Origin of the sequence: Haloarcula quadrata, assembly GCF_003634715.1 — an archaeon.
GTDB classification, from domain to species: Archaea; Halobacteriota; Halobacteria; order Halobacteriales; family Haloarculaceae; genus Haloarcula; species Haloarcula marismortui.
In genome coordinates this window covers 1999756-2017491 of the sequence record NZ_RBWW01000001.1, presented here as the reverse complement: position 1 = coordinate 2017491, position 17736 = coordinate 1999756, and the positions used below count along the sequence as shown (strand labels likewise).

At 61.9% G+C, this 17736-nt stretch carries 19 protein-coding genes and 1 tRNA gene; 7 read left to right on the top strand and 13 right to left on the bottom strand.

Annotation, left to right across the window (positions count from 1 at the left end; all coding sequences use genetic code 11):
• Positions 1-13: 13 nt before the first annotated feature.
• The gene (locus BDK61_RS10280) at positions 14-562 is read left to right on the top strand and encodes an acyltransferase (RefSeq protein ID WP_208644683.1); all 549 of its coding nucleotides are present in this window, start codon (positions 14-16) and stop codon (positions 560-562) included.
• A 6-nt stretch (positions 563-568) separates the two neighbouring features.
• Here BDK61_RS10280 and BDK61_RS10275 read toward each other — a convergent pair whose 3' ends face one another.
• The 4 genes from BDK61_RS10275 to BDK61_RS10260 form a co-directional block, all read right to left on the bottom strand.
• On the bottom strand, positions 569-1363 hold the full coding sequence (locus BDK61_RS10275) for a mechanosensitive ion channel domain-containing protein (protein WP_004960988.1): 795 nt from the start codon (positions 1361-1363) through the stop codon (positions 569-571).
• Between the two features lie 2 nt (positions 1364-1365).
• Positions 1366-2175: a diadenylate cyclase DacZ gene (gene dacZ / locus BDK61_RS10270; protein ID WP_004960990.1), complete on the bottom strand. Its 810-nt coding sequence runs from the start codon at positions 2173-2175 to the stop codon at positions 1366-1368.
• A 72-nt stretch (positions 2176-2247) separates the two neighbouring features.
• Positions 2248-3567 (bottom strand): cobyrinic acid a,c-diamide synthase, encoded by a 1320-nt coding sequence (locus BDK61_RS10265; protein WP_121303928.1) that lies wholly within the window; start codon positions 3565-3567, stop codon positions 2248-2250.
• Between the two features lie 2 nt (positions 3568-3569).
• On the bottom strand, positions 3570-4610 hold the full coding sequence (locus tag BDK61_RS10260) for a nicotinate-nucleotide--dimethylbenzimidazole phosphoribosyltransferase (protein ID WP_011223445.1): 1041 nt from the start codon (positions 4608-4610) through the stop codon (positions 3570-3572).
• A gap of 86 nt (positions 4611-4696) precedes the next feature.
• Here BDK61_RS10260 and BDK61_RS10255 point away from each other — a divergent pair, with 86 nt between their 5' ends.
• Positions 4697-4921, top strand: coding sequence for a DUF7385 family protein (locus BDK61_RS10255; RefSeq protein WP_049919159.1), 225 nt, complete (start codon positions 4697-4699; stop codon positions 4919-4921).
• Between the two features lie 377 nt (positions 4922-5298).
• Here the strand turns inward: BDK61_RS10255 and BDK61_RS10250 are convergent.
• Positions 5299-5400, bottom strand: a tRNA-OTHER gene (locus tag BDK61_RS10250).
• Positions 5401-5611: 211 nt separating this feature from the next.
• Here BDK61_RS10250 and BDK61_RS10245 point away from each other — a divergent pair.
• Positions 5612-5932, top strand: a complete 321-nt coding sequence (locus tag BDK61_RS10245; protein WP_007190157.1) for a cupin domain-containing protein — start codon at positions 5612-5614, stop codon at positions 5930-5932.
• A gap of 39 nt (positions 5933-5971) precedes the next feature.
• Here the strand turns inward: BDK61_RS10245 and BDK61_RS10240 are convergent, their stop codons facing one another.
• A complete protein-coding gene (locus BDK61_RS10240; RefSeq protein ID WP_007190158.1) occupies positions 5972-7798 on the bottom strand; it encodes an FAD-binding protein in 1827 nt (608 codons plus the stop codon).
• A 289-nt stretch (positions 7799-8087) separates the two neighbouring features.
• Here BDK61_RS10240 and BDK61_RS10235 point away from each other — a divergent pair, with 289 nt between their 5' ends.
• A complete protein-coding gene (locus BDK61_RS10235) occupies positions 8088-9395 on the top strand; it encodes a sensor histidine kinase (RefSeq protein WP_341866877.1) in 1308 nt (435 codons plus the stop codon).
• A gap of 5 nt (positions 9396-9400) precedes the next feature.
• On the top strand, positions 9401-9607 hold the full coding sequence (locus BDK61_RS23845) for a 2-dehydropantoate 2-reductase (protein WP_244209836.1): 207 nt from the start codon (positions 9401-9403) through the stop codon (positions 9605-9607).
• 207 nt (positions 9608-9814) lie between these two features.
• Here BDK61_RS23845 and BDK61_RS10225 read toward each other — a convergent pair whose 3' ends face one another.
• From BDK61_RS10225 to BDK61_RS10205, 5 genes are all read right to left on the bottom strand, one after another.
• Positions 9815-10654, bottom strand: a complete 840-nt coding sequence (locus tag BDK61_RS10225; RefSeq protein WP_121303173.1) for an ABC transporter permease — start codon at positions 10652-10654, stop codon at positions 9815-9817.
• Positions 10655-10898: 244 nt separating this feature from the next.
• Positions 10899-11786 carry a succinate dehydrogenase/fumarate reductase iron-sulfur subunit gene (locus BDK61_RS10220; protein ID WP_004961005.1) on the bottom strand — a complete coding sequence of 296 codons (888 nt, stop codon included), beginning with the start codon at positions 11784-11786 and terminating at the stop codon, positions 10899-10901.
• A gap of 3 nt (positions 11787-11789) precedes the next feature.
• The gene (locus tag BDK61_RS10215; RefSeq protein WP_004592521.1) at positions 11790-12155 is read right to left on the bottom strand and encodes a succinate dehydrogenase hydrophobic membrane anchor subunit; all 366 of its coding nucleotides are present in this window, start codon (positions 12153-12155) and stop codon (positions 11790-11792) included.
• A complete protein-coding gene (sdhC, locus tag BDK61_RS10210) occupies positions 12155-12574 on the bottom strand; it encodes a succinate dehydrogenase, cytochrome b556 subunit (RefSeq protein ID WP_004592522.1) in 420 nt (139 codons plus the stop codon). Before sdhC ends, BDK61_RS10215 begins: the two co-directional genes overlap by 1 nt.
• A gap of 99 nt (positions 12575-12673) precedes the next feature.
• Positions 12674-13696, bottom strand: a complete 1023-nt coding sequence (locus BDK61_RS10205) for a succinylglutamate desuccinylase/aspartoacylase family protein (protein ID WP_007190161.1) — start codon at positions 13694-13696, stop codon at positions 12674-12676.
• A 114-nt stretch (positions 13697-13810) separates the two neighbouring features.
• Between BDK61_RS10205 and BDK61_RS10200 the strand changes: the two genes are divergently transcribed.
• The gene (locus BDK61_RS10200; protein WP_121303172.1) at positions 13811-15163 is read left to right on the top strand and encodes a RimK family alpha-L-glutamate ligase; all 1353 of its coding nucleotides are present in this window, start codon (positions 13811-13813) and stop codon (positions 15161-15163) included.
• A gap of 30 nt (positions 15164-15193) precedes the next feature.
• Here the strand turns inward: BDK61_RS10200 and BDK61_RS10195 are convergent, their stop codons facing one another.
• Together BDK61_RS10195 and cysE are read right to left on the bottom strand one after the other, a co-directional pair.
• A complete protein-coding gene (locus BDK61_RS10195) occupies positions 15194-15805 on the bottom strand; it encodes a DNA-3-methyladenine glycosylase family protein (RefSeq protein ID WP_121303171.1) in 612 nt (203 codons plus the stop codon).
• 45 nt (positions 15806-15850) lie between these two features.
• Positions 15851-16408, bottom strand: a complete 558-nt coding sequence (gene cysE / locus BDK61_RS10190) for a serine O-acetyltransferase (protein ID WP_121303170.1) — start codon at positions 16406-16408, stop codon at positions 15851-15853.
• A gap of 233 nt (positions 16409-16641) precedes the next feature.
• Between cysE and BDK61_RS10185 the strand changes: the two genes are divergently transcribed.
• The gene (locus BDK61_RS10185; RefSeq protein ID WP_121302489.1) at positions 16642-17634 is read left to right on the top strand and encodes a transposase; all 993 of its coding nucleotides are present in this window, start codon (positions 16642-16644) and stop codon (positions 17632-17634) included.
• The last annotated feature ends 102 nt before the right edge of the window (positions 17635-17736 follow it).

Sequence of the window (17736 nt, the reverse complement as noted above, 5' to 3'; positions counted from 1 at the left end):
CGAGCCGACGGGTTTGATTATCGCGGCCCCGTATACGACGGACGTGAGTGGTCCACGACACGACCGGCTGCGCCAGCACCCGACGCCCGGCCCGCACAATTCCCTGTTCCCGTGGCCGGACGCCAAACACCCGCTCCGGGTGATGGTCAACTACGTCGTCATCCTCGTCTGTCGCATCTCGCCGAGCCTCCGGCTGAAGAACTGGCTGCTCTCGCGACTCGGTGTCACTGTCGGCGACGGCGTCGCGTGGGGCTTGGAGTCAACGCCGGACGTGTTCTGGCCGGAACTCATCACCGTCGAGGACCACGCTATCATCGGCTACGACGCGACGCTGCTGTGTCATGAGTTCCTACAGGATGAGTACCGCACTGGCGAAGTCGTTGTCGGCGAACGGGCCATGATTGGTGCGGGCGCGATTGTGCTTCCCGGCGTCGAAATCGGCCCAAGCGCACAGGTCGCCGCGAACTCGCTCGTGACTGCCGACGTGCCGCCAGAGACGACCGTTGCTGGCGTCCCGGCCGAACCGCTGGGCGCGGACGACGAGACAACCGAAGAAGCGTAACCTCACTTAGCCGCGAATACGGACGATACCCGTGTTGAACACGCGCTTGTTCGGGATGATGTACTCCTCGCCGTCGCTCTCGATACGCGTGACGAGGATGTCGACTTCTTGCACGATGCCGCTCTGGTCACCGATGACAATTTCGTCCCCGATGCTGTATGGCTCTGTCAACAGGAGGTAAAGACCGGCTGCACCGGCCTGCAGGATGTCCTTCAGTGCCAGTCCACAGACGAACACCAGCCCGAACGCGTACGCCCCGAGGAGAATGAGCAGCGCAAGGGTTTCGACGCCCAGTTGCCCGAGTGCGATGAGTACTGCCAGATAGAAGATACTGTACTTGACGAGTTCGGGCAGGACCGTCGCCTCGGGCATCTTGACGCTGCGCAGTCGCTCGGAGACGATGAGCTTGGCCTTGTCGCCCGCGATGAGGCCGATGATGACGGCGAACAGGGCGATAAACAGGTCAGGTAGGAACGACGTGAAGCGGGCCCAGTACAGTTCCGGGTCTGTCAGTTGCGCGATGTTGAGGACGGCGGTGACCGTCGTAATGTAGATAAACAGCGCCGCCAGGTTCGAGACGATGCCGACAGTTGATGTGCCGAGTCCCCGCGCCGTCCGCTCGAACGGTGTCCCCTCAACTGCCTCTGGCACACCGAGTTCGCGCATGAACCGCCGGGACGAGCGCCAGACGAGATAGCCGAGCACGATGCCAAACGCCAGTACCACGAGCGAAAAGACGAACGTTCCCTGTGGCGAGAACACCTGCCGGATGATGGTTGCCCAGTCGAAACCAAACTGCATCCTCAGTACTCCTCGGGATCGATCTCGAGGACTAACTCCCCGCCTTTGAACGCCCGTACGAGCCCGTCACTCTCGGAGAGAACGATAGCCGTCGCCATGGTGTCACGGGTGACCGCGCCGGCCGCCATGTGCCGGGCCCCGAGGCCCTTGGGGATGTCGACCCCCTCCGCGGAGGGTTCGAGATACCGGTATGCGGAGACAATCTTGCCGGCGTCGGAGATGACGAACGCGCCGTCGAGCCGCGAGAACTCCTTGAGCATCACGTTGACAATGGGGTCGCCGACGTGGACGTGGGACTTCTCGAAAGGGTTGTACGACAGCGGCCGGGACTTGTTCATCACCTTGCCGGCGTCGCCGACGACGAACAGAGCGCCGACAGGCTTGCCCTTCTGGCCTTTCTTCCCCAGTTCGATGGCGACCTCGAAGACATCACGGACGACACTTGCGTCCGCCCGCGAGTTGACGAACATGTCGTACACGCCGGAGGGTGAGAAATCGTTGGTCTGGACCCGCACGAGCGTGTTCTCGGCCCCGTCCAGCACCTCGGTCACACAGAGCACTTCGTCGCCCTCGTCGACGATGCCCTGCTCCAGTGCGCCCTCGATACCGAAGCGGAGGCGGCCTTCAAGGTCGGTGAAATCGATCGGTAGCTCGACAAACGGTTCCGCATCGAGAGTGTTCTCCGGGCCGACAACGACGATTTCTTCATCGACGTCGTCGAACTCCTCGAAAAACGACGCGTTCGGGGAAAACAGGAACACGGCGTCGACGTCTGCGACCAGGTCTCCGAGTAGGTCGCGCAACTCGTTCATTATCAGAACGACGCTGTCTGTCGAAAAAAAGGTTGCGGGCAGTCAGCCACGCGTCCGACGGCTGGCCGTACGTCAGATATCCTTCGAGGGCACTGCAAGCAGACGGTCGAACGCGCCACTTTCGCCGTGGCAATGACAGTACGTCCCGATGGTGCTGTATTCTGTGAGGCCGTCGTGTTCGCCGTCGATACCATCGCCCCGAACCATGTCGAAAGCGAACGACGCATCGCTGCCGAGGGCCGCAGCGGAGTAGTGGAACTCGTGTCCGCGGCGGTGCGCTCCGGACGCGGCCACGGCGGTGTCTGTCCGTGCTTCTAACTCAACGTGGTCAAGCGCCTGATACCGGTCCTGCATCTCGATGTCCGCGGGGAGGACCCCGGCCATCTCGTAGGTGTCGCCGTCGGTCGTCGTCAGCGACTCCGACAGCGCCATCAGACCGCCACACTCGCCGTAGACGGGGACGCCATCAGCGGCACGGACGGCTATTTCATCGAGTGTGTCGCCGGTTTCGAGCGACTCGCCGTGGAGTTCTGGATAGCCGCCGGGCAGATATATCGCATCGGCATCAGGCACTGAGTCACCGGCGACCGGCGAGAACGGCTCGACGGACGCCTCAGACCGGAGTCGTTCGAGTACTGAGGGGTAGATGAAACAGAACGCGCTGTCCTGTGCAACGGCGACCCGGCGGTCAGCCGGCGAGTCGCCAGTATTTCGCTCCGTAGTCGCCACTTCCGGTGGTGCCCGTGCCGTTTCGACCAGCCGCTCGACATCGATGGTCTCTGCCGCTGTCGAGAGTGCGTCACGGTCGAGCCCGGCCTCTGAGCCCATGTGTAGCCCCAGATGGCGGTCGGGAATCTCAAGGTCTGACATCGGCGGAATTCGACCGAAGTACGTAAGATCCTCGGGAAGCGCGTCCCTGATACCGTCGGCGTGCCGGCCGCCGTGGGCGCGCTGTGCGAGGATGCCGGCCACCTCGATGTCGACACCGATGCGGTCGGCGTACTGCGCGAACCCGAGCGCCGTCGCGGCGACGCTCTCCATGCCAGCCTTCGCGTCTACGACCAGAATGACCGGGAGGTCCAGCCCCTCGGCGACCGCTGCCGTCGATGTCTTCGTCCCGTCGTAGAGGCCCATCACACCCTCCACGACGCAGATATCGCCCGTGCCGCGCCAGTAGGTCCGGCGCATGCCGTCCTCGCCTGCGAGCCAGGGGTCGAGCGTCCGCGAGGGCTCGTCAACCAGCGCCTCGTGGTGGCTCGGGTCGATGAAGTCCGGGCCAGCCTTGGCCGGCTGGGGCTGATACCCGGCGTCTTCGAGCGCTGTCAAGGTCGCCAGCGTGGCAACGGTCTTGCCGACGCCGGAGCTTGTGCCGGCGAGAACGAACCCCTCCATCTTCATGTCCTCTCCTCGGCCGTTGCTGTGGGTGCGTCGCCGATCAGGTCATCGTAGATGGCCGCAAAGCGGTCCCGAACCTCTGCCATCGGAATGCCGGCGCGGTCGGCCAGCGCCAGCGCGCCGCCCATCCCGACCCCCTCCTTGGCCTCGCCGGCGACGAACCGTTCCATCGCGACGTGGTCGCTCCGGTCGAAGCCGGGGTCCGTTACCGTCAGGTCGAGGTCGAGTCTGTCAACCGACGCCCGCACGTCGGCGCTCTCGTCGTCAGCCACGTAGCTTGTTGTCGCCAGTCCGAGCGGTCCCTCGTAGCCGCCGTGGCGGACCAGCGCAGCGACGGCGACGCACTGGCTGCCGCCGGCCAGCGTCACTGCGGTATCGCTCTCGACGGCCCCTGCGGTCAGCCCGGCGAGCGTTGCCAGAACGGGGTCACCCATCCGGCGAACCGCCCGTTTCGGTTCGTTTGCGGCGTCGCCCGGCTCCAGCGAACTGGCTTGCAGTCCCTCGGCGACCACCTCCGATTTCTGCGCTGTGGGGTTTTCGGGGAGCGACGAGGAGACCATCCCGTCCTCGCCCAGCGCACGGAGGACGCCGAGTGCCGTCGTCGTCCCGCCGGGAATGGTTTCGCCCAGATACAGCTCGTCGGCCGGGAGCGACTGGCCGAACTGTCTGGCGGCCGCGAACGCCCCGTGGGCCGTCGACACCGGGTCCTGCTCTGCGATGTCTTTTCCCGGGCGTGCGCCGACTGAGACTGTTGGCGCCCCCGTTTTCTCGGCCAGTCCGCCATCGACAACTGTGACATCAAATCCAAGGACTTCTCGGGCGGCCCGTGTCACAAGTGCCGGCGTCGGACAGCCGCTCGGACTGACTGGTGTCACGTCCGTCCGAACTGGTGTGCCGTATGTCACTAATTCAGCGTCTGCGGCGGGCGTTACCGACATTAGTTCGGGATCGGCTCCGGCGGCGCTGATCCCCGCCCGACCTGCGGTTTCCGTGGTTCCTGCGACGAGTGCAAAGCGCGTGCCGCCACCGGGTGAACTCATTGTGGTTGTATTACCACAAGTCAACTTTAATACCTTGGTGCTGGGGCGGCGTATGATTTATGCCGTACGCCCGCGGTAGCCCGAACATGGACGATTTTGACGAACTCCGCTCGTCGCTAACGCCGCGCGAGGATAACGAGGCGATCGCTTCCTACCAGAACACGACGGCCGTGGCCTGTCCGTCCTGTGAAGAACCGTTCGACGATATGGTCGTCTGCAAGCAGGAGTTCACGTCCCTCAATCTCGATTTCGAGATGGATCTCTGTACAACGATCAACGACGGGAGCGTTGTATTGTTCACGCATAAGTAGCTGACTGAAACCGGGATACGGCGCCGCTATTTCTCCGAATATTCTCTGCACCAATGGCGTGGAATCCGGTACTGGCGACCTATCGAATAATCAGATATGATAACCACAGCGGTGACTTTTTATACAGCTCCCCGCATTGTTTCTAACAGGCACCATACTGGTGCCGCACCACCCCCACCCCCCACCCCCACATTCCTTACCTTTCCACTTCCTGTGAGGCGTCGGCTCCCACATCGACGCCTTGCACTACCTCACCGCCGACAGTCAATTCCAACTTTCAGCGGTACCGTAGTTCTTGATTAGCGACCCATCAGATACGGCCGACTGAGGTGCTGCTGAGAAAACAGACTGGAGTCGCTATCAGCGAGACACAAAAATGGAAGGGGCGGGAGTCGAACCACGCGGAGCCCTTTGCGGGGTAACCACCAACCGATTCTGGCATGTTGGCTGGTAGCGCTCTACCACTGAGCCACCCTTCCAAGCTACCCGTAATACGTTCCTGACAACCAAGTAAGTGATGATTCCGGGTGTTTCCGCACCCAAAACTCCTGATACTCTGCTGCGATTTAACCGGACGCTGGTCTGTGCCTTCCAGCGGCAACGCACAGGGTGTGAGTGGTATCGCCCCTGCGCTCTTTCTTTTCGGATTCACAACAACTTACTTTGTGCTGGCCAGCGACAGCAGTGGATGTGAGCTACACGAAAGTCAACTACACCGACGTGGAACCGGTCGCAGATGCGATGCATTTCCTCCGAGACCCGCTGGACTGTGAGCAGGTCGGCGTCACTGTACTGGACTGTGAGGCCGGCTGGACTGGCAAGCCACACGATCACGCCGACGAAGGCCATGAGGAGGTGTACATCCTCGTCGAGGGGACAGCCACCGTCGAGGTTGACGGCGAAAGCGTGTCTCTGGAAGCGGGCGACGCAATCAAGCTCCCGCCGGAGGCAGAACGGACAATCCACAACGGCGACACCGAGAGCACGTTCGTCCTCGTCGGCGCGCCCTGAAATTCGCAGAAACAGATATTGCAGCCGACGGTCAGGTCGTCAGTACGACCGGACCTTCGGTTCGTAGGTCTCTTCGTCGCCTTCGAGGATGACGGGCTTGTAGTACAGCTCTGGCTGTCCTTCGTTCCAGGCAAGCATCGTGTGCTTGATCCACTCCTCGTCCTTGCGTTCCTGGTGCTCAGCACGCCAGTGTGCGCCGCGGAACTCTTCGCGGGCAAGCGCGCCGAGCGTGATGGCCTCGGCCACGTCGAGGATGTTGCGAGTCTCGATGGTGTGGATAAGGTCCGTGTTGTAGGTCCGGGACGGGTCTTCGACGGCGACATTCTCGTACTCCTTGCGCGCCGACCGGAGGTCCCGAAGGGCCTTCTCAAGGCCTTCTTCAGTCCGGAACACGTTGACGTTGTCAGTCATCGTCTCCTGTACGTCTGCGCGGACTTCGGCGTGGTTGATGCCGTCGGATTCGATGAGGTCCTCGATGCGCTGGCGTTCCTGCTCAACAGTGCTTTCGAGCACCGCTTTCGGTTCGATGGCGGCTCCGTCGGCGGCGACGTCGCCGCTGCTGGCGTCGATTGCGCCGGGGTCGACCGGCGGCTCCACGTCGCCGGGTTCGCTCTTGGCGGACGGGCCAGTCTGGATTTCGGCGGTCTTCATGTCCTTGCCGGCGGCGTGGTGGCCGGCCCGGGCACCGAACACGAGCAGTTCCGGCAGGGCGTTGCCCCCGAGCCGGTTCGCGCCGTGCAGCGAAACACACGCAGTTTCGCCGGCCGCGTAGAGGCCGTCGATGCACGTCTCGCCGTTCTCGTCGGTTTCGACGCCGCCCATGGCGTAGTGTTGGCCGGGCTTGACCGGCATCGGCTCGTCGAGGCCGTCGACGCCCTCGAAGTCCTCCGCGAGGTGGAGGATGTTCTCAAGGCGGTCGAGAATGCGCTCCTCGCCGAGGTGGCGCATGTCGAGGTCGACGTACTCGTCCTCGACGCCGCGGCCCTCGTTGACCTCCGTCAGTTCAGCACGGGCGACCACGTCGCGGGAGGCCAGTTCCCCCTCGTTGTTGGCGTAGCCGTGTTCGAACATGAACCGCTCCTCGTTGTCGTTGTAGAGGATACCACCCTCACCGCGAACCCCCTCAGAAATGAGGACGCCCGTGGACGGCAGCGTCGTCGGGTGGAACTGGATCATCTCCATGTCCTCCATCGGGACGCCGGCGCGGTAAGCCATCGCACAGCCGTCGCCGGTGTTGGCGACGGCGTTCGTGGTGTGGTCGAAGGCCTGTCCCAGCCCACCGGTTGCGAGAATCACGCCGTTGTTGGCGCGGAAGCCCTGAATTTCGCCGGACTTGATGTCGTAGGCGACACAGCCGTGACAGACACGGTCCTCGGGGTCGTCGTGGTCGGTGACCGCGAGCTGGGTCACGTACCACTCGTCGTACACCTCGATGCCGCGCTTGACCGCCTGTTCGTACATCGTGTGCAGCAGGTGGTGACCGGTTTCGGCACCCGCGTACGTCGTCCGCGGATAGGAGAGGCCACCGAACGGTCGCTGAGAGACGCGGCCGTCGTCCTCACGCGAGAAGGGCATCCCCCAGTGTTCGAGCTGGATGACCTCTTCCGGAGCGTCCTTGGCGAAGGTGTCGATGGCAGGGGCGTCGCCGAGGTAGTCGGACCCCTTCATCGTGTCGTACGCGTGGAGGTCCCAGGAGTCCCCTTCCTGAAGGGCGGCGTTGATTCCACCCTCCGCGGCACCTGTGTGGCTCCGAACCGGATGGAGCTTGGTCACGAGGGCAACATCTGCACCCTCTTCGTTCGCTGCAATAGCCGCCCTGAGGCCAGCGCCACCCGCGCCGACCACGATGACATCGTGTTCGTACATTGTGAGAGTGTCTCTTGGCGTGGTTTCGGCTTAGGATTAGCCAAACTTAAGCCTCCCTGTTGCGTTACCGAGAGCTTCGTCACCGATGGGCCGCATTCCGCTTCTGCTATCGGGACGAACTATTAGACGAACTGAGTTTTGTTCCCTCCGATGGAATTATATCACGTGCTGTGAATACTTAGGAACCAACTACTGATATCGGACCCCACAGACAGTCCTACCACGGGCGTTGACCCGCTTCAAACCTGATGCCAGACCAGTACCTCACGTCAACTGACGATTTCGAAGCGTGTTAGCTGAGGCACCCACGGTGCTGGCAGTTACTGACGAGGAATTGACAATACGGTTTGTAAGTCCAGCAATCGAACGCGTACTGGGGTACGATATGGAGTCGCTTGTCGGCACGAACTGGCTGGATCTCGTCCACCCAGCGGATACAGATCGTGTCCTCGCCACACTTACCGGCGAGCGTGAGGACGACGGGACTGAGTACCGGTTCCGGAACGCCGACGGTGACTGGGTCTGGCTCGAAACAACCGTCTCAGAGGACACCGAGACGGACCGCGATTGCCGGGTGTTCACCTCCCGCGATGTCAGCGACCGACCGCGCTTCGAAGCCCAGTTTCGCCAGTTCGTCACGCATACCTCCGACGTGCTCACTGTGTTCGACGAGCAGGGCAACGTTGAGTACATCAGTCCGTCCGTGGAACGCGTCCTCGGCTACAAGCAAGACGAGATGCAGGATTCGGACCTCTTTGGATACGTCCATCCAGACGACCTCCCGAACGCGCTCACCGAGTTCGGCCGGATGATAGACGAACCGGGGTACGTCGCCGTCATCGAGCACCGGTACCGCCACGCAGATGGCGACTGGATCTGGGCAGAGTCCCGCGGCCAGCAAGTCACGAACGGCCCGCTGGAAGACCACGTCGTCGTGACGACCCGCGATATCTCCGCACGGAAACAGCGCGAACAGGAACTCGAACGACAGAATCAGCGCCTTGAGCGATTCTCGGACGCGATTAGTCACGACCTACGGAACCCGCTGGACGTCCTTGACGGCTCGCTCGAACTCGCACGTGAGACAGGCGAAGAAGCACATTTCGAGCGTGCCGAGCGGAGCATCGACCGGATGTACACGCTCATCGATGACTTGCTCGTGCTCGCCAAACAGGGCGTTAATCCCGCGGAAATCGAGACAATCGACCTCAACGCCCTTTCACAGCGGGCCTGGTCGATGGTCGACACGCAGGATGCGACGCTTGAAACCGAGGCCGACGACAGCATCAAAGCCGACGAAGGTGCGATGCTGGAATTACTGGAGAACCTCTTTCGGAACGCTGTCGAACACGGTGGCGACGACGTAACCGTCACTGTCGGGACAGAATCGTGGGGGTTCTACGTCACGGACGACGGGGCGGGCTTCCCCGACGGGACTGCAGACCTGTTCAAACCCGGCTATTCAACGGCCGATGACGGAACCGGGTTCGGGCTCTGTATCGTCGAACAGATCGTCGACGCCCACAACTGGGAGGTCATCGCGACTGACAGCGAGAGCGGCGGTGCGCGATTCGAGTTCATTTGTCGGAACTCCTGACCGCTGTGGGGGCGCCTGCGCTTTGCCGCGACAGACTGCCCGCAGTCCCTTTGCTCCGGTCCGCTGTAAGCCTACAGAGTCTGAAACTCTGTGTCTTCGGCGTCGGCGGTATTGGCGGTCATCTGGGCGCTCGGCTGGCACACGCAGGCCACGAGGTCCACCTCATTGCGAGAGGTGACCACCTAACTGCACTCCAAACTGATGGGCTGTAGGTCGAGAGTATCCACGGCGATATGGCGGTCGACCTCCCGGCGACCGATGACCCGGCCGAGGCCGGGGTGATGCGCCGATGAACAAGGCCGTGACAGCGATTCTCGCGCCGGCGACGGCCAGACGGGAGTAACAGGCGAGCCCGACCACGACAGTACAGAGTGGGGAACGGACGCACCACGCCATCATCGTTGTCGGACTGTGCAACTTTACATTATATCCGCCGACTGGAACCGAATGTAGCCGAACCCGAGTGATAGAACGAGCCAGCCCCCAAGAATGGCGAATCCGGCCCACTTCGGAGGGTAGAATGAAGCCGATACTGGGTAGGACATTATTTCGTCGAACGTGGGGATTATCGCCCGTGCCGCGTAGCCGACTGCCGCAGTCGGGTTGAGAGCGTGGACGACAATCAGCCACGGAGGTGCACCGGAATCTGGGGGCGTGTAGCCGACAGTGATGACCTGCAGAATAGCTGTTACAACGTCCCACCCGAGCTGAAAGAGGATGTACAGTCCCCCCGCACCAATAACCGCCGTGTACTGAGACTTCAGTATCGACGAGAAGCCGATACCAATTGCGACATAGACCGCACCGTAGAAGACCGTCAAGATGGTGTAGAGCACGAATTTGACGGCCGCAAATGACTCGTAGGTGAACAGTGCGAAGACAGCGACGACAAAATAGCCGCCGAGGATAGCGATAGTCAAAACGGCACACCGGCCGATGAACTTCCCGAAAATAACGTCACGGCGCGAGTTCGGCAGGCCGAGCAGGAGCTTGATGCTCCCGCTGTCGCGCTCACCGGCGATAGCGGCATAGGAGATGCCTAACCCCAGCAGTGGGACAAAGAAACTCATCGGCTGACCCATACTGTTGAGCAGCGCCAGCGTGCTAGTCGGGACATCGCTCGCCGAAGCCGTCAGCGGGACGTGCTGAATCGCCGCCCAGAATCCGGCGACGAGGACGAACAACAGGGTGGTCGCGAGGAACGTTCCTGAGCGGATTGCGTCGTTGAAATCTTTCCTGATGACCGCAGGGAGGGACATTTGTTGAATAGTTGTCCAGAGTTGCCAATAAATCTTGATAGCTCCTGAACGCACTGTGGGCCTATGTCCCTATAGTGACTGTCTCAGGCTACTCTGGGTCACAGCGGGAGCAGCGCGGAAGCCCACGACTTTAGTCGTGGAGGAAGCGCGTACGCTTTTGAAACAACTGACCAATGACAGGTGGCGACAGACACAGCGTACCTGACAACTAGCGGCTTTCTGCAGAAGGAATGCTACCCTGAATTCACCAGAACTTCAGGTTGTTCTTGACCGCTTCCCGCTTGAGTTCTTGGATGTGCTCGGTCAGCGGGATATCCTTTGGACACACTTCGGTACAGGAGAACTGGGTCTGGCAGCGCCAGACGCCGTGTTCCTGCTCGATGATACGGAGGCGTTCCTGCTTGCGGTTCTCGCCCTCGCGCTCGTCCATCGCGAAGCGGTACGCCTTGTTGATAGCGGCGGGGCCGAGGTACTCGTTGTCGCCGGCGGCGATGTTACACGAGGACATACACGCGCCACACCAGATACACCGCGTGGACATCTTGACCTTCTCGCGGTTCTCCCGGGTCTGGCGCTGCTCTTCGAGCTTGTCGTCCGGGGTCTCGTCGGCATCGAAGTACGGTTCGACGGCCTCCATCTGGTCGTAGAAGTGTTCCATATCGACGACGAGGTCCTTCACGACCTCCTGATGGGGCAGCGGCTCGATGCGGACCGGGTCCTCAAGCTCGGAGATCTGCGTCTTGCAGCCGAGGCGCTGTCGTCCGTTGACGAACAGGGCGTCTGACCCACAGACGGCCTGTCGGCAGGAGTGTCGGAAAGTCAGCGAGGAGTCGTAGTGGTCCCGTGCGTAGATGAGGGCATCGAGGATGGTCATGCCCTTGTGGAACGGAACGCGGAAGTCGTCGAAGCGTGGTTCCTGCTTCCCCTCGACTTCGGGGTCGTAGCGGAACACTTTCAGCGTGATCGTGTCTTCGTCGTCGAGCGTCTCCTCTTCGACTTCTCGCTGGGCCTGCTCCTGTGCCTGTCGTTCGTCTCGCTGTGCACGCCGACGGTCGCCCGGGGATTCGACCTCGGGCTCTGTTTCCTCGTCGGCCTCTGTCTCGGTTTCCTGTTGTTCGATTTGCGTACTCATAGTTCAGACGAGGGTCGTCATGGCCAGCGACACGCGGGTCCCCTGCACGACGAGCAGAAGGCCAGCGATGCCGAGCATGTATTTGACTGCGTTTTTCTGGGAACCGGTGAGTCCCTGATTGACCAGCGCGTTGTACACGCCGTTGACGCCGTGGAACGTCGCGGTCACGAGGAACAGCCACATCGTCGCAAAGTAGCTGACCTGGCTCATCCGAGCCTGCGTGCCAAGGAACGTGATATCCGAAGCGTGGTTCACGAAGTGCAACAGCATGAAGTGGAACGCGAGCACGCCGATGAGGAACACCGCTGTCAGGCGCTGGAACAGCCAGCGACGCCCGCCGCGGTCAAAGGAGGAGTAGTGCTGTGCCATCAGGCTAGTTTCCCCCCGAGGAACGTCGGCACGCTTGCGATGACGATTGCGCCGGTCAGCAGGAGCGACGCGTAGAAGCTCTTGTCCTGCGATTCCAGCCCCACGCCGAGATCAACCATCAGCAGTCGAATCCCGTTGAGGATGTGGAAGACGGCGACGGCCAGCAGGCCGACTTCAAGGAACCGGACGATCAGCAGCGATTCGAGGCCGCTGAGCGTGCTGGTATAGAGGTCACTGCCTGCCTGCGCGCTCGCCGGATCGACGCCGACCGAAGTGCTCAGCACCGCGATGTGGGTGAACAGGTAGCCCACGAGAACCCAGCCGGTGAACTTGTGGAAGATCCAGGCCCACATCCCGGCCGTGAACTCCCGCCACCGTCCGAAGTCCTCGACGGTGCCGCGATTGTAAGACTGACTCATACACTGGGGGGTTAGTCCGGGGACAGATAGTAGTTTCTACAATGGATGCGTATCGCCGGAATCTCGTCCGAAGACGTTCGTCAATTGACTACTCTGCAGTTACCAATCGTCGTCGTCAGCCCGGCGGTTCCACTCGATAGCTCGCTGTGTCCGGTCATCAAGTCGGACCAGATGACAGAGAGGGTTGCCGGGATACACCAGTGGGTTCTCAAGGATGCCGACCAGCAGGCCGGTAAACGGCGCACGCATCAGTGTATTCTCCGTTTTGAACGGATTGGCGATCGTACAGATCACGTCGTCTTCGTACACCAGGTCACCGCGGTCGTAGTGCATATCCACCAGTCCGCCCGAGTCCGCACGGATCCAGGTTTTCTCGCCGCTGTCGTCGATGACTGTCCGCCAGCCCGGCCACCGGACGGTGTCGGAGTCCCGGAGACCAAACTCCGCAAGCACCGACCGCACACTCTCCAGCGCTGAGTCGATGAGCGGTCGCTGGAACCGATGGGCTTCGCCCATCTCTATCGTGATCGTCGGGACGCCCGAATCGCTCAGCTCCCGCCGGAGCGACCCTGACGGGCCTTCCGAGGAGATGATGACGTTCGACGAGAAGGCGTTTGCGACCCGCGCAACCTTCGGGTCGTCCATGTCCGCCCGGACGTGGAGCATATTCGTCCGCCCACGCGTTGACGTGTGGAAGTCGAGGCCCACGTCACAGGGAGCCAGAAAGTTCCGGAAAATCTCGTGGGCCATCCGTTTCGCGCTCGTCGACTCGGGGTCGCCGGGGAACGAGCGGTTCAGGTCGCGGTCGTAGATCGGCAGGTACCGCTCCTGTGCCAGAAATGCAGGGACGTTCAGCACTGGCAGACAGATCAGCGTCCCCGCCAGCCCGTCGTGGTTCCATTCGTGGGCGACCTCTCGAACGACCTCGATGCCGTTGAGTTCGTCACCGTGTGCCGCTGCAGTGAGAAACACGGTCGGACCGGGCCGCTTCCCGTTGACGATGGTAACCGGCATCCGGACGGCATCCCCCAGATACGTCTCGCTGACCGTGTAGCGAATGTTGCGGGTTTCGCCCGGCGCAACGATTCCCCCGTCGTAGGTGAACGGCTCGGCCTCGTCCATGCCATCACAACGAGAGGCGGCGGCTAAAACCCCTCCGGCAAGGCGGTCCCCCGGTAGAGTCGTCCCGCATTACATATCCGTACATCTATACTGCGGCCGACAGAAGGCGACAGCATGAGCGACCAGGATATTACCGTTGGCGTTCTCAGCCTCCACTCCAGCAAGGAGTCGAAGGCCATCCTGAACGCAGTCGATGAGATGGGCTACGACACGGAGTGGCTTCGCGCCGAAAACACCGCGATCAGCGTTACCGACGGCGAAATGACGCTCGAGCCCGCCGTTGATGTGGTCGCAAATCGGCTGCTGCTCTCCAGCGACGAACACCCCGCGGAAGGGATCGGCCTCGGGATGACTATCAGCCGGCTCGCACCGACGTTGAACGAGCCGATGGCGGCGACGACGGCCCTCCACAAGTTCGCAAGCGCTGCCGCGCTGGCCGATGCCGGCGTTCCGGTCCCGGACGCCCTGCTCGCGCTATCGAGTGACCTGCTGAACGAGGAACGGGACCGCTTCGGTGATCGTGCGGTGTACAAGACGGCCATCGGCACCCACGGCGGCGGGACGTGGATGGTCGATCTGGAAAACCAGGTCAACGCACAGGTCGGTGGCCGCTACGCGTTCTTACAGGAGTACATGGAACACGACGAGCAGCGCCACCACGACCTTCGCGTGTACGTCGTCGGCGACCAGATCGTCGGGGCGATGAACCGCTATGCGCCCGAGGGCGAGTGGCGGACGAACGTCGCGCTCGGCGGCGAGGTCGAGGACATGACGGGTGAACTCCCCGAGCGAGTCAGGGAAATCGCGCTCGATTCGGTCGACGCCATCGGGCTGGATTACGCCGGCGTCGACATCGTCCAGAGCGATGACGGCTACTACGTGCTCGAAGTGAACCCCACTGCCGGGTTCCGTGGCCTGTTCAAGGCCAGCGGCGTCAGCCCTGCCCCGTACATCGCTCAGCTCGCCATCGAGCGGGCCGGCGGGAGTGTCGATCATGAAACTGTCGAGCGACTCTCCGACCGGCTTGACGACTCCAAGCCTGCGTGTACGCCGAAGAAGCCACAGCCGAAAGCACAGGAGAACGTCGTCGTCGGCTACATCGAGGAGGTTGTCGTCACCGGGACGCAGGGGACAAAGTCCGTCCTCGCGAAATCCGACACTGGCGCGACCAGAACCAGTATCGACGCCAAGCTCGCCGCGGAAATCGGAACGGGGCCGATTCTCGACATCGTGAAGATCAAATCAGGGAGCCTCAAGTCCGGTCGTTCGCGCCCGGTCGTCGACCTCGTCGTCGGCGTCGGCGGGACCCAGCACACCGTCACCGCCAGCGTCGAAGACCGCGGGCACATGGACTACCCGCTGTTGCTGGGTCGGGACATCCTCAAGCACTATCAGGTCGACGTGACCCGCCGTGCGGACGACGAGTCAGACGTGGAAACAGAGGAAGAAGAGCAGAGCGAAGAGTAGCGACGCGTTCGTACCAGCTTTCGAGCCGTCTCAGTCCTCGCGCACTTCTGCGACGCTTTCGGCGATATCCTCGCTGGCCCGCCACAGATACAGGCTCGCGTAGCTCCGATACGGCGACCACCGCTCGGCGTACTCGCGCATCTCCGCGCGGCTGTACCCGTCACCGACGACGGCCTCGAACCCCTTGCGGATGCCGAGGTCGCCGACCGGGAACACATCTTTTCGGCCGAACGCGAACAGGAGTTGCATATTTGCGGTCCAGTCGCCGACCCCCGTAATGGCGGTCAGTTCCTCGTGGATCTCCTCGTCGGCGGCGTCCTCGAACGTTTCCAGCGAGTAGCCGTGTTCCAGAAACGCATCGGCGACCTCGTTGACGTAGCGGGTTTTCTGCCGCGAGAGCCCGGCGTCCCGGAGGTGGTCGTTGTCAGCGTCTTTGATGCCCGCCGGTGTCACGGTGACGGCGTCGAACAGTCGCTCCCGTGTCGCGGCGGCCGACGCCATCGACACCTGCTGGCGGAGAATCGAGACGACGAGCCGCTCGAAAAGGTCCGACGCCGGGTCGAGCGTGAGTTCGCCGTGTGTCTCGACCAGCGGCCCGATATCGGGGTCTGCGCGTAACACCTCATGTGGCGAGTCACTCATGGCTCTGTGATACTGACTCGACGGAAAAGAACGTATCTGTCGCCGTTAGCCGTCAGCGATGATAGGGTCCGGATTTGGTGAGGCGACACCGGCAGCGCCGACAGGCTCCGCCGGGTTGCCCACGACTGTCGTTTCCGGGGTCACGTCATCGACGACGACTGCGCCAGCGCCGACGGACGCGTTCTCTCCAACGGTGATCGGTCCCATTATCGAGGCATCAGCGCCGATGGTCGCGCCGTCCTTGACCGTCGGGTGGCGCTTTTCGCGGCGCATGGACGTGCCGCCGAGGGTGACACCGTGGTACAGGAGCACGTCGTCGCCGATTTCGGCCGTCTCCCCGATGACGATGCCCATCCCGTGGTCGATGAACACGCGCTCGCCGATCTCCGCGGCGGGGTGGATCTCGACGCCGGTCAGGAACCGCGCGACGTGGGAGATGAGTCTGGCGAGCAACGTTCGGTCGTTCGCCCAGAGCCAGTGGGCGACACGATAGGCCCAGATCGCGTGCAGGCCGGGGTACGTGAGCGCGACCTCCATCGCGCTGGTCGCCGCCGGGTCCTTTGTGAGTGCTGTACGAATATCCGCTTTCAGTCGGTCAAACATGGTGTGTAGTGTGGGTGGTGTCGTCTGTAGACGGGACGGCTGGCCGGGCCGAAGCACTGGACATTAGAATCGACAACAGCGACGGGAGAAGCGGTGACTGCCTGTGGTTCGAAGCGGGCGAGCAACGTGGCGTGAAGTTCGGTCGCCCATGATTACCACAACTACGACGCTCGATAGCTTAAAAGAGCGTGTCATAGAAAGCGCCACATGCAAAGCAGCAGGGTGCGGAAAGTGTGTCCAACACAACCGCGACCCTGCAGGACGTAGGTTCGGTTAACGACTTCTTGAATGCGGCGGCTACCGAGACAGTACCGCTGTTCGAGCATCTTGAGTTCGAGTTTCTGCTGGAGTACGACGTGTTCGCCCCCTCGGGGCGGGGGCGAACACGAGTCCATGAGCCACCAGACCTCTTTCGCGGCTTTCTACACTGCTACTACAAGGATGTATACGGCACACGTCCAGTCACACGAGAACTCCAGCACAGCCTCGTCTGGTACTACTGCGGACTCGACAAACCACCATCCAGAGACACAGTTGACCGGTTTCTTACCGATCTCGAACACGTCATCGATGATGTCTTCAAGAGACTCGTCGAGCAGGCCGCCTGCCGGGGCCTGCTCGACTCGACGTACTCCATCGACTCAACCCACATCGAAGCGGTCCAGTACAACGACGCCGCCTCGTGGAACTACGACCCAACAGCTGAGGAACACTACTACGGCTTCGGCTGTACGATCGTCTCGACCGGTCCAAAGATTCCGATAGCAGCGGAGTTCACACAGAGCAAACAAGCGGATCAAGAGACGGCGATGCGCGTCACGTGTGACGCGCTCGCCGTCGATACACCCATCTGGATGCTTGGAGACAGCGCATACGATATCCTCGATTGGCACGACCACCTGCTGGCCGCAGGGGTCGTGCCAATTGCCCCGTACAACCCGCGAAATACCGACGATCCGCTCGATATCGAGTATAGGGTCGAAGATCGTATCACCGAACACAGTGAGGAAGTTCTGCTCAAACAGTCCATCTTGGACGAGACGTACAACCACCGGATAGGAGTCGAACGAACTAACGATGCCGTCAAGGACTGCGGCCTCGGGCACGTCCGCGCCCGAGGCCGCGTCCACGCTCGAACAGAAGTGTTCGTTGCGCTCTGCCTACGGCTCGTCGTTGCAATCACCAACTACGAGCGAGGAAACGAGCCGGGCTGTGAGATGCTATGAGATGGATTCTATGACACGCTCTAAAAGGCAGTGATTCGACCAGCAATTAAAGAAAGCAGCGGGAGGTCCACAGGCCACTAAGCGGTGACCGAGGCAAAAATC

What these genes read in the sequence shown, in the direction of transcription:
- BDK61_RS10215 (WP_004592521.1), bottom strand. Translation starts at nt 12,155, where the DNA reads ATGGCACAGCACTACTCCTCCTTTGACCGCGGCGGGCGTCGCTGGCTG.
- BDK61_RS10275 (WP_004960988.1), bottom strand. Translation starts at nt 1,363, where the DNA reads ATGCAGTTTGGTTTCGACTGGGCAACCATCATCCGGCAGGTGTTCTCG.
- sdhC (WP_004592522.1), bottom strand. Translation starts at nt 12,574, where the DNA reads ATGAGTCAGTCTTACAATCGCGGCACCGTCGAGGACTTCGGACGGTGG.
- dacZ (WP_004960990.1), bottom strand. Translation starts at nt 2,175, where the DNA reads ATGAACGAGTTGCGCGACCTACTCGGAGACCTGGTCGCAGACGTCGAC.
- BDK61_RS10225 (WP_121303173.1), bottom strand. Translation starts at nt 10,654, where the DNA reads ATGTCCCTCCCTGCGGTCATCAGGAAAGATTTCAACGACGCAATCCGC.
- BDK61_RS10240 (WP_007190158.1), bottom strand. Translation starts at nt 7,798, where the DNA reads ATGTACGAACACGATGTCATCGTGGTCGGCGCGGGTGGCGCTGGCCTC.
- BDK61_RS10200 (WP_121303172.1), top strand. Translation starts at nt 13,811, where the DNA reads ATGAGCGACCAGGATATTACCGTTGGCGTTCTCAGCCTCCACTCCAGC.
- BDK61_RS10195 (WP_121303171.1), bottom strand. Translation starts at nt 15,805, where the DNA reads ATGAGTGACTCGCCACATGAGGTGTTACGCGCAGACCCCGATATCGGG.
- BDK61_RS10220 (WP_004961005.1), bottom strand. Translation starts at nt 11,786, where the DNA reads ATGAGTACGCAAATCGAACAACAGGAAACCGAGACAGAGGCCGACGAG.
- BDK61_RS10255 (WP_049919159.1), top strand. Translation starts at nt 4,697, where the DNA reads ATGGACGATTTTGACGAACTCCGCTCGTCGCTAACGCCGCGCGAGGAT.
- BDK61_RS10205 (WP_007190161.1), bottom strand. Translation starts at nt 13,696, where the DNA reads ATGGACGAGGCCGAGCCGTTCACCTACGACGGGGGAATCGTTGCGCCG.
- cysE (WP_121303170.1), bottom strand. Translation starts at nt 16,408, where the DNA reads ATGTTTGACCGACTGAAAGCGGATATTCGTACAGCACTCACAAAGGAC.
- BDK61_RS10265 (WP_121303928.1), bottom strand. Translation starts at nt 3,567, where the DNA reads ATGGAGGGGTTCGTTCTCGCCGGCACAAGCTCCGGCGTCGGCAAGACC.
- BDK61_RS10260 (WP_011223445.1), bottom strand. Translation starts at nt 4,610, where the DNA reads ATGAGTTCACCCGGTGGCGGCACGCGCTTTGCACTCGTCGCAGGAACC.